Origin of the sequence: Paenibacillus sp. FSL H3-0302 (genome assembly GCF_037982245.1) — a bacterium.
Classification (GTDB): Bacteria; Bacillota; Bacilli; order Paenibacillales; family Paenibacillaceae; genus Paenibacillus_AQ; species Paenibacillus_AQ odorifer.
In genome coordinates, this window is sequence record NZ_CP150284.1 from 4181789 (window position 1) to 4198336 (window position 16548).

Below are 16548 nucleotides of genomic sequence, written 5' to 3' on the forward strand. Positions count from 1 at the left end.
CGGAACAACATTATACCATATAATGGCGTGGCGTACCTATGTTCTCTTTTGTCAGAAAATGAATCTTTATGTTAATGTAATTATCGAACCTGGAGAGAACGCCGGATCTAGATAACGGTTCAGCGGACAATCCAATAATCTCACAATCCGCGCACGTCCTTCCTCCATCGGTTCAACCTGCATCAGCATTCCCTGCACACTAACTTCTCGGGTTGCGGCATAATTGTTAAATGCCCCCTCCCACACCTGTTCCATTGCAACTACTGTGTACAGTGTCATTGCGTAATCCCTCCTGGAGTCGATGCTGAGAAATCCCCGCCGATCATTCGGTTAAGATGCGCAAGTGCCGCTCCGATCCCGCCGACCTCATCCATCAGACCATATTTAACGGCATCCAAGCCCCCCACAGCCGTCCCGATATCACGATTGAGCTCACCTGTCTTAAACATGAGATCACGGAACTGTTCTTCAGAAATACGCGAATGGGAAGTCACAAATTTAACGACACGTTCCTGCATTTTCTCCATATACTCGAAAGTTTGCGGTACTCCGATCACTAAACCATTCATTCGAATCGGATGAATCGTCATCGTTGCACTTTCAGCAATAATCGAATAAGTGGAGGAAACTGCAATCGGCACCCCGATGCTGTGCCCACCTCCAATGACTACGGTTACCGTTGGCTTGGAGAGGGATGCAATCATTTCCGCAATTGCTAATCCCGCTTCTACATCTCCACCTACTGTATTTAAAATGATAAGCAGGCCTTTGATGTTTTTATTCTGCTCAGCTGCCACCAGCTGCGGAATGATATGCTCATACTTTGTTGTTTTGTTCTGTGGAGGCATAACAATATGTCCTTCAATCTGACCAATAATCGTTAAGCAAAAAATATCAGGCTCTCCACTTGGGACTACTGTTTGTCCAAGCTCCTTTATCGCTCCCATTGTAGTGGGCGGCATATTTTCATTAGGATTCGGATTAGTTTCTCCTGGGACAACTTCCTCATTTTTTGCTCCATTTGATCCTTCGATGTAGTTCATCTTCGCAGCTCTCCCTTGTTATATGCAGCTCTAGTCTGCTGTTGCCTTACTAACAATCCTTAGTATGACGTTTCAGGGTGCTGCATTATGCAATTTTCAGCTTATGAACATACAAAAACCCCTTCTCCCGTGGAAACCGTCCAATATTTCCGGGGAAAAGGGGCTCAGCCCTAGCTATATATTCATTGAAGGAGAAACTCTCCTTACACTTCCATGATAATTGGCAAAATCATCGGTCTGCGGCGCGTTTGTTCATATAAGAAACGGCCCAGCGAATCTTTTACGCTTGTTTTAAGGGAAGCCCACTCATTTACTTTTTCACTCATCAGGCGTTGCAATGTACTGGATACAATTCGGTTAGCTTCGTCGAGCAGCCCTTCGGACTCCCGAACATAAACAAAACCACGTGAAATGATGTCAGGTCCAGAAACAATTGCACCATTCTGCTTGCTAAGTGTAACCACGACAACCAAGATACCATCTTGAGACAGCAACTTACGGTCACGCAATACAATGTTGCCAACATCGCCTACACCTAGTCCGTCAATCAATACGTTACCAGCTGTTACTTTGCCAGCCTTACGAGCGGCACCGCCTTGGATTTCAACAATTTCACCGATTTCAGTGATGAAAATGTTCTGTGGCTCTACGCCAACCGATTCTGCCAGTAAAGCATGTTTGCGCTGCATGCGGTATTCACCGTGGATCGGAATGAAGAATTTCGGTTTCATCAGGTTAAGCATAAGCTTAAGTTCTTCTTGACTACCGTGACCGGATACGTGAACGCCGGAGTTGGAACCGCTGTAAATCACATTAGCACCAAGACGGAACAATTCATCGATAGTACGGCCTACATACTTCTCATTACCTGGCACAGGTGTTGCCGCAATAATAACGGTATCGCCTGGCAGGATATCTACTTTACGATGACTAGAACGTGCCATACGTGTCAATGCAGACATTGGCTCGCCTTGGCTGCCTGTGCAAAGAACAACTACACGATTTGCTGCCATTCTATTCATTTCTTCCGGTTCGATCAGCATTCCGTCAGGTACGTTCAAATATCCAAGCTCTGAAGCGATGGATACAACGTTGACCATACTACGGCCAATTACTGTAATCTTACGACCCGTAGATTCTGCTGCATTAACCACTTGTTGAATACGGTGCACATTGGAAGCAAAAGTTGCTACAACGACACGTTGCTCAGCCTTGCGGAAAATATCTTCCAGCACAATACCGACATTCTTCTCAGATGGGGTAAAGCCTGGTTTCTCAGCATTCGTACTATCCGACAAAAGAGCAAGTACGCCCTTTTGGCCAATCTCTGCCATCCGATGCAGATTTGCAAATTGACCGTTGACTGGGGTGTGGTCAAATTTGAAATCGCCCGTATGAACAACATTTCCTTCCGGAGTCTCAATGCATACACCCACGGAATCAGGAATACTGTGGTTGGTTCTAAAGAAAGTTACCTTAAGTGAGTTACCCAATTGAATTTCTGAATCTTCGTTGATCAGAATCCGTTTGGTGTCCCCCAGCAGGTTCGCTTCCTTCAATTTGTTCTCTACAAGACCTAAAGTCAATCTTGTTCCATAGACTGGAACATTCAAATTCTTCAGGACATAAGGTAGACCACCGATGTGATCCTCGTGTCCGTGAGTAAGCACAATACCTCTTACCTTGTCACGGTTCTCTGTCAAATACGAGATATCAGGAATTACGATGTCAATACCGAGCATATCCTCTTCCGGAAACTTGAGTCCCGAATCCACGACTACAATGTCAGCTCCGTATTGAATAACATACATGTTTTTCCCGATTTCTCCGACTCCGCCCAATGCGAAAATCGTCAATTTATCGTTGTTGTTTTTTTTGGACAAATGAATCTAACCCTCCTATGATGTTGGACGTCATACTTTTATTGGTAAATATCGAACTTCGATTATTTCAGCGGCGCTGAACACATTTCTTTCAAACAGCCAATAACTTCCAATCGACGAGGAAATTCCTGAAATCTGTAAAATGCGCAATGCGAAAGCTCCCGATTCCGGGCAGTAAAGTTCATATTGAAGCGGACAAACGCCGTCAAAATTCACCGTCGCGCCCCTCGCGCGAAGACATGTCATTTATTTAAACAGACTCATCTTGGGACCTATCCTGTCTCACAATGTATTACATTGACGGAAGATTACCGCATATTTAATTTTAACCGCACCCAGTCACTTAAGATCATTATACATGATTTTTTTGGCAAAAGACAAGTCATCCGCCTCGTATCCAAATTCTTTCCTTAAATTCGCCTCAATATTTCAGAAAAAAAATATAAATGAAAAAACCGGCTCCCTCAATAGAGTAGCCGGTTTAGAACGTACATCAGCAATGATTAATTCTTAGTGAAATAGTGCTTCAATAAAAGCCGCTTCCGCTTCCGTTGGCGAAATAAGCGGCAATCTAACTCCGCCCACAGGGATCCCCTTGAGTCCTAAAGCATATTTTACAGCTGAAGGATTGGGCAGCGGTTGTGGGCATTCAAACATTCCTTTAAAAATCGGGAACAGCTGGCGATGAATCTCTCCAGCAAGCTGAACATTGCCGGAGGTATAAGCGTAAATCATTTCTGACATCTGCGCACCAACCACATGGCTAGATACACTTATAATTCCGTATCCACCGACAGCCAGACTGGCAAGACCTGAGGCATCATCACCCGTATATACACGGAAATCATCTGAACAATCAGAGGCAATAAGTGTTACCTGATCTACAGATGCGCATTCTTTCGTAGCAACGATGTTCGGAATCTCAGCAAGTCGCAGGGTAGTGGCCACGCTCATACTTACACCTGTTCGACCTGGAACATTATATAGAATCACTGGTAATGAAGTCTCTGAAGCAATCGTGGAAAAATGCTGATAAAGACCTTCCTGATTCGGTTTATTATAATAAGGAACGACCAAAAGCACTCCATCTACGCCTATTTTCTCCGCTTCCTTCGTCAGCTGAATGGAATGTTTCGTGTTATTGCTGCCAGTTCCAGCAATAACTTTACAACGTCCATTCGCCTTTTCCAGCACAAAAGAAAACAGCTGCAGCTTTTCCTCATCGCTTAATGTAGGCGATTCCCCTGTCGTTCCGCAGACAACCAAAGCTTCTGATTTCTGTACCTCAATTAAATAATCGACAAGCTGTGAAGTTACATCCCAGTTGATTTCTCCATCCCCATCAAAAGGGGTTACCATGGCTGTTATTAATCTTCCGAAATCCACTTTGAATTCCTCCTTGTCAGCGGTGCAATTCAAACATAGCATGCAGCGAACGCAGGGACTGCACCATATCTTCTTTTTTCACAAGCACCCATATCGTTGTATTCGAATCCGCGGATTGTAGAATTTGAATGTTTTGCGAGCTAAGCGCCTCAACAATGCGCGCCATAATACCGGGCACACCATTAATTCCGCCCCCGATAACAGAAACTTTGGCACAACCCGACAAACTCTTAGGTCGCAAACCCAGCTGCTGTAGAGCAGAAATAGCCTTCTCTGATTTGTCATCAAAAACCGTATAAAGAGCTTCCGTAGGTGTTACATTAATAAAATCAACGCTTATCCCGTTATCTGCCATACTCTTAAAGATTTGCAGTTGCACTCCGGTTCCGTTACCGTCCGGGCATTCCACAGAAATCTGTGTAACATTGCTGACATAAGCAATCCCTGTAACGAATCGATCCACAATTCCCCCTGCTTGGATATCGTTAAATCCTTCTGGATTCGTAACCAACGTACCTTCAGCTTCTGAAAAGGTTGAACGAACACGAACTGGGATCTGTGCCTGCATAGCAATCTCAACCGCACGTGGATGAATGACTTTTGCTCCCTGATGAGCCATATTGCAAATTTCAGTATAACTAACGTAAGTTAATGGCTTAGCATCTTCAACGATCCGTGGATCTGCTGTAAGAATTCCGTTAACATCCGTATAAATATCCACCATATCAGCATGAAGTGCAGCACCCAGTGCTGTAGCAGAGGTATCACTGCCGCCACGGCCTAAAGTTGTCAAATCACCCGCTTCAGTCTGGCCCTGGAACCCGGTAACAATAACTACCTTATCCTCACGCAGCTCACGGAGAATGCGTTCCGGACGTACATCCAGAATTCTGGCATTACCGTAGTTGCTGTCTGTCAGAAATCCTGCCTGAGCTCCCGTTAATACTGTAGAAGCGATGCCTTCATTCTCCAGCAGCCCACATAGAGTAGTAGCTGAAATAATTTCACCACAGCACATCAAGAGATCTTTTTCCCGGTCTGGAAGTGCATCTCCGTTCTGCACGGCCCAATCCAGCAAAGTGTCAGTTGCGTAAGGCTCTCCACGACGGCCCATAGCCGATACAACAATTACAAGGCTATAGCCACTAGCCAGCTCCCTTTTGACATTGCGGATTACGTGTTCTCTAGCTTGCGGTGTGGATAGCGATGTTCCTCCGAATTTTTGTACCAGAATACCCATGTATAATTCCCCCATTATTATCAAAGCAAACACACTAATCATTCGTGAAAAGATTACGGTACGTGAGCTTATTCGTTAAGTAAGTTGTTAAATGGCTGTACCGCCCTCGAACCTGAGGACGGTAGCAATACTGCTTATATTTTTTTGATAGCAATGAACTTAGCTGGTTCCACTACGTTATCTTGGCACTTCTCATTGCTCATTTGGTGCATCTCCCCTTTTATTGTCCACAACAAAATCAGCCGAGCTCTGTCAATTTTCTATGCTGAATGAAACCGTTCGATGATCATCGGCTGTAGTTGTTTACCTTGCAAAGCGGCATAGCAAGCTTCCGGGATAAGATCCATGCGTGCCACGAGCGAGTTAGGTTTACCCTCAGGGTTATCTTGACCGAATGGTACAAAATAAATATGTTTAGCCACCAGAAGCTTAGCAATATTCGCGGCATTTAGGCCCAATCCATCATTTGTAGATATCGCTAGAACTAGTGGACGTCCGTTGCGCATCTGCGATTTAGCTGCCATTAGCACGGGACTATCCGTCATGGCATTAGCCAGTTTACTCGTTGTATTTCCTGTGCAAGGTGCTATTGTCAGCACATCCAGCAGCTTGGAAGGACCCAGCGGCTCCGCTTCAACAATTGTAGAAATGATATCATTCCCTGTTATATCTTTCAACTGTTTTAACCAATTTTGCGATGTCCCAAAGCGGGTGTCTGTTCCTAGTACAGAGGCAGAAACTATAGGTACTACGTTTGCTCCCCCGTCTACGAAGCGCTGAATTTGTGGCATTACCTCAGCAAAAGTGCAATGAGATCCAGTGATCGCATACCCTACTGTTTTTCCGTGCCAATCCATTTTATTCGTCCCCCTTGATTAAAGCCTCGTCCGAAATCGACTGTACCAGCGCATTTGCCATAATAATCCCAGCGCTTTTTGGAGCTACAATGCCAGGGAGTCCTGGAGCCAGCATCGCCTTAATCCCACGTTTCTCAGCATAACGAAAGTCACAGCCGCCTGGTGCAGATGCCAGATCAATAATTACGCAATGCGGCGCAAGCCGCGAGAGCACCTGCGCGGTGATGATCATACTTGGTATCGTGTTAAATATAAGATCCACATCTGGTACGTGAAGCAGCAACTCATTGGTCATAAAAGGCTTCCAGCCCATTTCCTCAGCACGTGCATAATGTTCTTGTTTTCTGACACCAACCTTTACACTGGCCCCCAGTCCCTGTAGACTTCGAGCCATTGTAAATCCAGTTCTACCTAAACCCAGCACCATTGACTTCGAGCTGTGAATTGTAAAATCCGTGTTCTGAATGGCCATTACCAGCGCTCCCTCCGCTGTCGGGATAGAGTTGTAAATAGCCACATCATCACGATTAAGCAGTTCGATTAACTTCAGTGAGTGCTGGGTACACATCCCGCGCAAGTAACTTTTAGCCATACCGGTATACACTAAACAATCGGATGGCAGCGCAGTGAAATGCTCCTCCAGAATCGTTAAACGCTCAGAAGAAAATAGAGCACTAATATTTCCTTCATCATCACAGCCTACCGTAGGCAACACTAATACATCTGCATTACTCAGCAGCTCTACCGTCAATTGTTCCAGGCTCACCCCTGGGCTAGGGGTCTCCCACTTATCGAACCCGGCAGCGCTTACCGTCGCATCCAATTCCACACATTTCCGAATCACTTCAAGCTGTCTCGCGTCCCCGCCCAGGAACACGATCCTGACGCCAGTAAGCATAGGGATGACGCTCCTTTCAACATACACTATCGACTATAAAGCATCTTATGCTGGGCATAGTTAATGGGTGAAGAGCGGAAATGAAATCCCCGGCACGCATGGCTGATGATGAACTAATGGGTTACGGGTTACGGCTGATGAGTTAAGGACCGAGATGCAACTATTTGTGTATTTTTTGCCTTTTAGGAGGAGTTTCGGACTGGAGAGCTCTTATTCGATGTAAACAGGCTCGATATCAGGTGTTTTTGATCAAATAGTGACACTGGGGTCCGAAAACAGCCGAATTAAGCAGAATTGTTATAAATAAGAGCACTGGGGTCCGATAGGGGCTTCGTCTTTACTTTGACGGTAGGGTTAGAGTAGTGGCAGAGCGCCAATGAAAATGCTGAGTTTATTCGATGGGGGAATCGGAGTTAGTTGCACAACAATCGAAGAAATTAAAGTTTTGTTGGATAATTAACTCTGCATAATAAAAAAAGCTCACGAATCATGCCTTGGGCATGAATTCGTAAGCTTTTTAAATGAATTGTAACAACAATCTTACTTGCCAGTATGGCCAAAGCCTCCGGCTCCGCGTTGGGTTTCGGACAACTCTTCCACTTCCACCAAATTAACCACTGGAACGGCTTGAAATACCATTTGGGCAATCCGCTCATTGCGAGCGATAGCAAAAGGCTCCTGCCCCAGATTGATCAAGAGCACTTTGATCTCTCCGCGGTAATCGGCGTCTATAGTTCCAGGTGTATTCAAGCAGGTAATCCCGTGCTTCAAGGCCAGTCCACTACGCGGACGGATCTGCGCTTCAAGCCCCTCTGGCATAGCCAGTGAAATCCCTGTTGGAATTAATGCCCGCTCTCCTGGTGCAAGTACAATTTCACCCGCAACGGCAGCATAAAGATCATAACCGGAAGCTTGCTCCGACATTTTACAAGGAAGATTTACATCCTCGTTTCCAGCAAGTTTATTGATTTGTACGTAATAAGACAAGATCATCTCTCCTAACATTTGCAATAGCTTTATCTGATGAGCCTACCATCGCTAAAGAAAGCGGCTCCGCGAACATATGGTCCAGCACACTGTTGATATTGTCCATCGTCACTAGCTGAATTTTGGCGATCATATCGTCCAATGTATTATGTCTTCCGAGCATAAGTTCATTTTTTCCGATACGGTTCATTCGGCTGCTAGTGCTTTCGAGACTAAGGATGAGGCTGCCTTTAAGCTGCTCCTTACCTTTTCTCAGCTCATCTTCACTGAGGCCGTTGGTAGCAAGTTCGTACATCATTTCCTTGATTAACTCCATGACATCCTTTGTTTGCTTGGGCGCTGTTCCAGCATAGACCGTAAACAGACCAGAATCTGCCTGGGAGCTGTGATAGGAATACACCGAATAAGCTAATCCGCGCTTTTCACGAATTTCCTGGAACATGCGGGAGCTCATCCCTCCGCCTACGGCATTATTAATCAGCACCATAGCATACTGCAGGGGATCGCCAGAACGGACACCTGGTAAGGAAAGACAGATGTGATTCTGCTCTGTTTTCTTGCGGTGAAATAAGAGCTCTCCATAGTAATCTGGTGGAGTCAGCGGCGCACTTGTACCATGATTATCAAAAGAACCAAAATGCTGTTCCAGCAGTTCAATCAATCCATCACTGATGTTGCCGGCAACGCTTATAACCGTATTCTCAATCGTGTATTGTTCCTTCATATACGCCCGAAGATCATCCGGCTTCATCTCCATTAGCCGTTCCTTCAAGCCGAGGATGGAATACGCAAGCGGATGGTCCTTGTAGGCAGCAGCACACATCAAATCATGCACAAGATCATCCGGCGTGTCCTCGCACATGGAAATTTCCTCAAGGATGACATTCTTTTCTTTCTCCAGCTCTTCAGCGTCCATCCGTGAACGGAAGAACATATCCGCTAACACATCTACAGCGATAGGCAGATGCTCATCCAATACTTTAGCATAATAACATGTATATTCCTTTGAGGTAAACGCATTTACATTGCCGCCGATGGCGTCAAACTGCTCAGCAATATCCTTGGCGCTGTACCGATCCGTACCTTTAAAAAGCATATGTTCTACAAAATGGGATATCCCGTTGTTTCCAGGATGTTCATTCCGAGAGCCTGTCTTTACCCAGATTCCGAAAGAAACGGACCGGCCGGTCGGGATTTTCTCCATTACCACTCGTAAACCATTGGATAACACTATTTTTTCCACTTCAAGTCCTCCTGGCTAATAGCCATGTTCTATCTAATTTAATTACACGTGCCTATAATCCTACCAGAAATACATCTCTCACTCAACATTAGAGGGGATTAGCCGCTCTGCTGAGAGCGTTTGACTTACTGTGCCTAGCTGTAACCCTTTTGCTTTGATTCCACGTATCATGGCCTTCAGAGCTTTGGAGGATGCGGCTGTGGGATGCATTAGGACTAGAGTGCCGGGTTCCGCTTTGCTTGTGATTTTGGCAACCACAGATTCAGGAGACGGATTTCGCCAATCTACGGTATCCACGGTCCAAAGTACGGTTTTGAGCCCTAAACTGCCTGCAATTTCTACGGTCTCCTGATCGAAATCACCAGAAGGGGGGGCGAACCATTTATTAGTGACTCCAAGCGATTCCTTTAACAGCTTTTGTGTCTTCTCAATTTCTACAGTAGCTCGCACACGACTTAAAGTACTCATATTAGGGTGGGTATAAGCGTGATTCTCCATCTCATGACCGCGTTTTAGCATTTCTTTAGCCAGTTTTGGGTTTTTACTCAGCCAGCTCCCATCCAGAAAAAACGTAACTTTAACGTTCTCTTCATCCAAAACATCCAACATTGGCACAATGTACTCATTTCCCCACGCCACATTAATCATCAGCGATACCATCGGCTTAGCCGGATTCCCACGATATATGGGTTCAGCTCCCAGTTGATTCAGGGATATCTGTGGTTCGATCTGCCGATACACAAATTTTATAGGTTCTTTTGGTGCCAAAAGAGCATTCCGATATGTACTCTCCACATCAATTTCAAGCCCGTTATAACCCGGAATCGCCTTCCATACCCGATCAACCACAGCATTCACTGGAGGGGCATTAAGCTTGGCTGCGGCGGTCTCAATCCGTGTCCGAAGATCATTGTTCTCCGCCTTAGAAATATCCTTCCACACAGCTAGGTCCTCCTGCGGCTTCAATTGCGCAAGCATGTCCTTTACCGGTCCCTGAGTGCTGCCAATTCCTATCACGATCGCAATACAAGCAACCACTAAAGCCACTTTTTCCGTCTTCATGACGACTTCCTCCCCGGTAGAAACGACTTGTAGTCCGTTCCACACGAATACAAAGACACTTTGTCCCAATCTATGAGACAAGAGAGGAATTTATGTCATAAGAACAGAGGACAGAGGCGTGATAGTGATGCACATTACTTTATTTCATATAAAAAAAGAGCCAGAACGCAATCGCTTCTGTCTCCTTTTATTATGCTATTAGGTACTTTAGAAAAGGTACCTCTACAATCGAAACTTAAGCTTTAGCTCCAGTTTCCGAAGTCAATACCGCTTTACGCGACAGGTTAACCCGGCCTTGTTGGTCGATTTCGGTAACTTTAACGGTAATTGTATCCCCGACAGCTACAACATCTTCAACCTTAGCTACGCGCTCAGTAGACAATTGGGAAATGTGTACCAATCCGTCTTTACCCGGAATTAGTTCAACAAATGCTCCAAATTTCTCAATACGTCTAACTGTACCCACATAGATTTCTCCAACTTGTACTTCACGCACAAGTCCCTCGATAATCGAACGCGCCTTTTGAATCATTTCTTCATCTGAAGAACCGATAAAGACACGGCCATCTTGTTCGATGTCGATTTTCACGCCGGTTTCTTCAATAATTTTATTGATAATCTTACCACCAGCACCGATAACATCACGGATTTTGTCCGGATTGATGTTGATAATAATGATTTTTGGAGCATATTTGGACAGATTAGGTCTTGGCGCAGAGATCGCTTCATTCATTTTGTCCAAGATGAACAGACGGCCTTCTTTAGCCTGCTGAAGTGCATCCTGAAGAATTTTGCGGTCGATACCGGCAATCTTAATGTCCATTTGAATAGCTGTAACACCTTCTGCTGTACCAGCTACCTTGAAGTCCATATCTCCGAGATGATCTTCCATACCTTGAATATCCGTCAGGATGGAGACATGCTCTCCGTCTTTGATCAGACCCATTGCTACTCCGGCTACAGGTGCTTTGATTGGCACACCAGCGTCCATCATAGCCAGAATGCTGGCACAGATACTTGCCTGGGAAGTAGAACCGTTAGATTCAATCGCTTCTGATACTAGACGAATCGTGTATGGGAATTCAGTTTCACTAGGAATAACCTTGGATAATGCACGTTCTCCAAGTGCTCCATGACCGATTTCACGGCGTCCTGGTGCTCTAAGCGGACGAGCTTCCCCTACGCTGAACGGCGGGAAGTTGTAATGGTGCATGAAACGTTTCGTTTCAGTAGGATCGATTCCGTCAAGAATTTGCACATCACCTAGTGCTCCAAGAGTACAAACGCTAAGGATTTGTGTTTGTCCACGTGTAAACAGACCGGAACCGTGTGTACGCGGTAACAGACTTGTATCACATTCAATCGGACGGATTTCATCAAGTTTACGTCCATCTGGACGAACCTTATCATGTGTGATTAGACGTCTTACTTCATCCTTCACGATATCATGTAGGACTTCTTTAACATCTTTCAGAAGCTCCGGTGCTTCTATGTACTTCTCTACGAAATACGCAACCGCTTCATCATTAACGACATCAATCGCTTCCTGACGCGCATGTTTTTCAGCTATTTTAACGGCTTCCACCAGACGAGCCTCAGCAAATGCACGGACCTCAGTATTCACGTCAGCATTCACTGTATGCAGCTTCACAGCCATTTTTTCTTTACCAGCCACTTTAACCAGTTCTTCAATGGTTGCAACGATCTTGCGGATTTCATCATGACCGAACATAATCGCTTCGAGCATCACATCTTCCGTCACTTCGTTCGCTTCTGCTTCAACCATCATGATTGCATCCTTCGTTCCAGCAACCACCACATAAACATCACTGATTGCTTGCTGAGACATATCCGGATTGATCACAAACTCTCCATTAATCCGACCTACAGCAACGCCGCCGATGGGTCCATCAAAAGGCACATCGGAAATACTAAGTGCAGCTGAAGTACCGATCATAGCAGCAATATCTGGTGCGCAGTCCTGATCCACACTCATTACCATATTCAATACCTGAACATCGTTACGGAATCCTTCAGGGAATAGTGGTCTGATTGGACGGTCTGTCAAACGGCTTGACAGAATCGCTTTCTCACTCGGTCTACCTTCCCGTTTAATAAATCCGCCAGGAATTTTACCTACCGCATATAATCTTTCCTCATAGTTAACTGTAAGCGGGAAAAAATCCAGATCCTTAGGCTCTTTTGAAGCCGTAACGGTACATAATACCGAAGTATCCCCGTAACGCACCATAACGGCTGCGTTTGCTTGTTTAGCCAGGCGGCCCGTTTCCAGCACAAGGCGTCTTCCACCCAGCTGCATTTCTACACGTTTTTCCATAAATACCTCCTTGAATAGTAGTAGACCCGCAGTCTAAAATAGCAGGTTCACATATCGATCTAAATGAATTGGAAAGGCTTGTCCCAAAGGAGGCTGCCTATTCTGTATGCATATAAGAAGAAACGGCTGGGCCTTACTGAAAAGTAAAGTCGCCGTTTTTGCGAATAATCTCATCGATCCTAATATTAAGTTTTCCCTAAATTTTCAAAAAGCAACCCAGCTGTCCCGCTGTCGCTCCGAGAAGGACATACGGTATACAACCAGGCTGCTTTAAGAGTAATCTTATGGAAAATTAACGACGCAATCCCAGTCTTTCGATCAGGGCGCTGTAACGTCTGATGTCTTTGTTTTTCAAATACGCCAGAAGTTTACGACGTTGTCCAACCATTTTCAACAATCCACGACGGGAGTGATGATCTTTCTTGTGCGTACGCAAGTGGTCAGTCAAATTAACGATGTTCTCCGTTAGGATAGCAACTTGCACCTCAGGGGATCCAGTATCGGATTCGTGAGTTTTGTGCTCGTCGATCAATTGATGTTTACGTTCTTGAGTTAATGCCATCCTGTTCACCTCCTTCAATATAATCGCCACTAGCCTCGTCACCGTCGGTGAGAACGTGCAACCAAGCTAAGGTTATGATGCTGTAAGCCAGCAACGTTACTTAGTATAGCATCTCCATTAACAAAAGTAAACGGCTTGTCCGGGATGACTATAAATTATACTCCAGAATCTTCTTCGCGGTTTCTGCATCCTCGCCAATCTGAGTAATCAATGCTCCAATGGAGTCAAACTTCCGTTCTGGACGAATGTAAGCTACCAATTCTACCTTAAGCTCTTGATCATACAGGTCACCCTCGAAGTCAAAAAGATGAACCTCAAAGCTTGGAGTTAACACACCCTCATGAAAGGTTGGTTTAACACCCACATTCATAACCCCGTACAGAACTTTATCCTTATAAAAGACTCGGACCGCATATACACCTTTGGTCGGAATGACAAAATGATCACTGAGCTTCAAATTGGCAGTTGGAAAACCAATTGTGCGGCCTCTCTTCTCACCATGCCCCACTTCACCACGCAGATGATAGCAACGTCCGAACCAGGAGTTTGCCAGCCCCAGATCTCCATTTTGGAGACTTTTACGAATGCCGGAGCTGCTAACCTTTTCACCTTCAAGCAGAAAAGGAGGAGCAACTTCCACATTCATAACACCTTCACCCAGTTTGCGAAGCATCTCAACATCGCCTTCACCTTGGTAGCCAAAGCGAAAGTCAAAGCCAACAACTGCTGTTACAATATGTAGCGGTAAAAGCATAACAGAGACAAAATTCTGTGGACTAACCCGGGAAAGCTGCTCATTAAATTCAACAACATACAGGATATCGACACCCATGCTGGCAAGAATCTCTTGCTTTTCAAAGGGTGGCGTCAAGTACCCTTCATAATCTCCCTTACCCATAACATCTTTGGGATGAGGATGAAATGTAAGGACTGCAGCCGGCACACCTTGTTTACGGGCTAAGGCTACAGCGGATGTAATGACGCTGGCATGTCCACGATGCAGGCCGTCAAACTGCCCTAGAGCAGCCACTTGAGGTTGTGCCCATTCGGCAGCAGTCTCCGGCGACATCGGATAGGTTAACGTTACGGTTCTCACGCTGTTTCTCACCTACAATTCACTTGGTAAAATTGATTTAAGCTTGTGCAAACACCTTTACTGGGGCAATAGCACCTGTCTCTTCCAGCTCATAAATGCCAAGAAACAATCCCTGAAGATCGTATAGCCGAATTTGACCTGTTGTCTTCACTTCTGGAGCAATGAACCGCGAAGACAAACGTTGACCCTGCAGTGCTGCCTTCTTCTTCTCATCCATAACGGTATGCTTAGGCAAATGCGAAATTGCCTCATCAGCAGCGATTAAATGATCTTCCAATGTTCCGGCTTCCTTGTGCGCGGCAATATCCTCAAGGGATAAGCAATGGCTGGCAGAAATTCCTGCCGACATTGTTCTCTCCAGCTTCACCATTACACCCGGCAGTCCAAGCGCACGACCGATATCTACACAAAGTGTACGAATATACGTGCCTTTGGAGCATAATACCCGGAAAGTGATGTCGGGATGATTACCTTCCCAAGTCATATCCGTCATTTCGATTTCATAAATCTCTACTTCGCGACTTTTCCGTTCAACGGTTTTGCCTTCTCTAGCCAATTCATAAAGACGTTTGCCGTCGACTTTCACCGCAGAGTACATGGGAGGAACCTGAGAAATTACGCCTTTGAAAGAGGCAAGCACTGCAAGAATCTCTTCCTCAGTTACATGAACCTCATCAACAGTTTCCGTAATGGTTCCAGTTAAGTCTTCAGTATCACTGGACATCCCCAGTCTCAGTGTTGCCACATATTCTTTGGGCAGCTCCTGAATATACTCCACAACGCGAGTCGCACGTCCCAGACAAAGCGGCAATACACCAGTCACTTGGGGATCTAGTGTCCCCGTATGACCAATTCGTTTCATGCCGAGAATCCGACGTGCCTTGGCTACAACATCATGTGAAGTGAAGCCTGCCGGTTTATAAACCGCCAGAACACCTTCTAATTCACTCATAAATGACGTCTTACCTCCTCAAGCACCTGAGCTATTGCCTCTTCAAGCGTAGCTTCTATACGCGCACCTGCAGCACGGGTATGACCGCCGCCTCCAAACGTTTGCGCCAATGCAGCCACGTCAACTTTACCGGCAGAACGCAGGCTAACCTTGACCGCATGTTCGTGAATAACTTTAAAAAGAATGCCTACTTCCACGCCCCGAATATTACGAGGGTAGTTTACGATTCCTTCCAAATCTTCATTAGCAGCAGCACATTCGATCATATGCTCGGGTGTAACATATAGCCAGGCAATATCTCCTTCAGGAGATAATTCCAGCGTATTTAAGGCTTTATTTAATATTTTAACCTGTGGCAGCGTCATTTCTTCAAGCAATGTCTCAGCGAGTTCAGGACCGTTAACCCCAAGGGATAATAGCTCAGATACAGCTGCCATTACTTTTGGTGATGTGTTGGTATAACGAAAACCACCGGTATCTGTTAACAGACCCGTATATATAGCTGTGGCGATATCAATATCCCATTCGATCTCGAATGTCTTCAGCAGGTCGAACAAAATTTCCGCTGTCGCAGCTGCATCCGGTTTGATTAAATTAACGAATCCATAACCGTTATTTGTTGGATGGTGATCAATGTTCAGGATAAAAGCCTCATTCGCAAAATAGCGATTTGTCAGCCCTACTCGCTGAAAATCCGCACAATCCACACAGATGACGTTGCTGTATTGACGGGGCGGTTCACTAGAGGCCATATTGATGATTTCATCCGAATGCCATAGGTATTCCATTCGCTTCGGGATCGGTCCTTCATTCAGCATAGTATATTTTTTGCCCAGACATGAGAGAAGCCAGCCCACCGCAAGGGTGGAGCTGACTGCATCTCCGTCCGGCTGAACATGCGACACTACAAGGTAATCGTCGTGTTCCAGCAGAAACTCACGGGTCTGCTGGAGACTTTGTTCATAGCTCTGCATTCGCCGTCTCCTTTTTAAAGGTTGTTC

General features: G+C 45.5%; 15 protein-coding genes. All 15 read right to left on the reverse strand.

Translation table 11 applies throughout. The features are described from left to right. Positions 1–66: 66 nt before the first annotated feature. A complete protein-coding gene (locus MHH50_RS18450) occupies positions 67–279 on the reverse strand; it encodes a YlzJ-like family protein (protein ID WP_076127863.1) in 213 nt (70 codons plus the stop codon). After that, positions 276–1043, reverse strand: coding sequence for an ATP-dependent Clp protease proteolytic subunit (locus tag MHH50_RS18455; RefSeq protein ID WP_076136428.1), 768 nt, complete (start codon positions 1041–1043; stop codon positions 276–278). Before MHH50_RS18455 ends, MHH50_RS18450 begins: the two co-directional genes overlap by 4 nt. A gap of 203 nt (positions 1044–1246) precedes the next feature. Next, positions 1247–2926 carry a ribonuclease J gene (locus MHH50_RS18460; protein ID WP_076127859.1) on the reverse strand — a complete coding sequence of 560 codons (1680 nt, stop codon included), beginning with the start codon at positions 2924–2926 and terminating at the stop codon, positions 1247–1249. Between the two features lie 510 nt (positions 2927–3436). After that, on the reverse strand, positions 3437–4312 hold the full coding sequence (gene dapA / locus MHH50_RS18465) for a 4-hydroxy-tetrahydrodipicolinate synthase (RefSeq protein ID WP_340010494.1): 876 nt from the start codon (positions 4310–4312) through the stop codon (positions 3437–3439). 16 nt (positions 4313–4328) lie between these two features. Beyond that, positions 4329–5552, reverse strand: coding sequence for an aspartate kinase (gene dapG, locus MHH50_RS18470; protein ID WP_036688442.1), 1224 nt, complete (start codon positions 5550–5552; stop codon positions 4329–4331). A 260-nt stretch (positions 5553–5812) separates the two neighbouring features. Continuing rightward, positions 5813–6409 (reverse strand): dipicolinate synthase subunit B, encoded by a 597-nt coding sequence (locus MHH50_RS18475; protein WP_036688443.1) that lies wholly within the window; start codon positions 6407–6409, stop codon positions 5813–5815. A gap of 1 nt (position 6410) precedes the next feature. Beyond that, the gene (gene dpsA / locus MHH50_RS18480) at positions 6411–7307 is read right to left on the reverse strand and encodes a dipicolinate synthase subunit DpsA (RefSeq protein WP_076179911.1); all 897 of its coding nucleotides are present in this window, start codon (positions 7305–7307) and stop codon (positions 6411–6413) included. Between the two features lie 540 nt (positions 7308–7847). Then, positions 7848–8294 (reverse strand): dUTP diphosphatase, encoded by a 447-nt coding sequence (gene dut / locus MHH50_RS18485; protein ID WP_172628834.1) that lies wholly within the window; start codon positions 8292–8294, stop codon positions 7848–7850. Next, on the reverse strand, positions 8269–9537 hold the full coding sequence (locus MHH50_RS18490) for a pitrilysin family protein (RefSeq protein ID WP_036688449.1): 1269 nt from the start codon (positions 9535–9537) through the stop codon (positions 8269–8271). The genes dut and MHH50_RS18490 overlap by 26 nt, the downstream gene beginning before the upstream one ends. Positions 9538–9615: 78 nt before the next feature. Then, positions 9616–10599 carry a polysaccharide deacetylase family protein gene (locus MHH50_RS18495; RefSeq protein ID WP_340033261.1) on the reverse strand — a complete coding sequence of 328 codons (984 nt, stop codon included), beginning with the start codon at positions 10597–10599 and terminating at the stop codon, positions 9616–9618. Positions 10600–10834: 235 nt separating this feature from the next. Beyond that, complete coding sequence (gene pnp, locus MHH50_RS18500) at positions 10835–12937, reverse strand: polyribonucleotide nucleotidyltransferase (RefSeq protein WP_076127850.1); 2103 nt, start codon at positions 12935–12937, stop codon at positions 10835–10837. A gap of 292 nt (positions 12938–13229) precedes the next feature. Beyond that, positions 13230–13499, reverse strand: a complete 270-nt coding sequence (gene rpsO / locus MHH50_RS18505; RefSeq protein WP_036656390.1) for a 30S ribosomal protein S15 — start codon at positions 13497–13499, stop codon at positions 13230–13232. Between the two features lie 148 nt (positions 13500–13647). Then, positions 13648–14595, reverse strand: a complete 948-nt coding sequence (locus MHH50_RS18510; RefSeq protein ID WP_076127848.1) for a bifunctional riboflavin kinase/FAD synthetase — start codon at positions 14593–14595, stop codon at positions 13648–13650. Between the two features lie 37 nt (positions 14596–14632). Beyond that, on the reverse strand, positions 14633–15547 hold the full coding sequence (gene truB, locus MHH50_RS18515; RefSeq protein WP_076127847.1) for a tRNA pseudouridine(55) synthase TruB: 915 nt from the start codon (positions 15545–15547) through the stop codon (positions 14633–14635). Next, complete coding sequence (locus MHH50_RS18520) at positions 15544–16521, reverse strand: bifunctional oligoribonuclease/PAP phosphatase NrnA (protein WP_340010502.1); 978 nt, start codon at positions 16519–16521, stop codon at positions 15544–15546. The genes truB and MHH50_RS18520 overlap by 4 nt, the downstream gene beginning before the upstream one ends. Between the last annotated feature and the right edge of the window lie 27 nt (positions 16522–16548).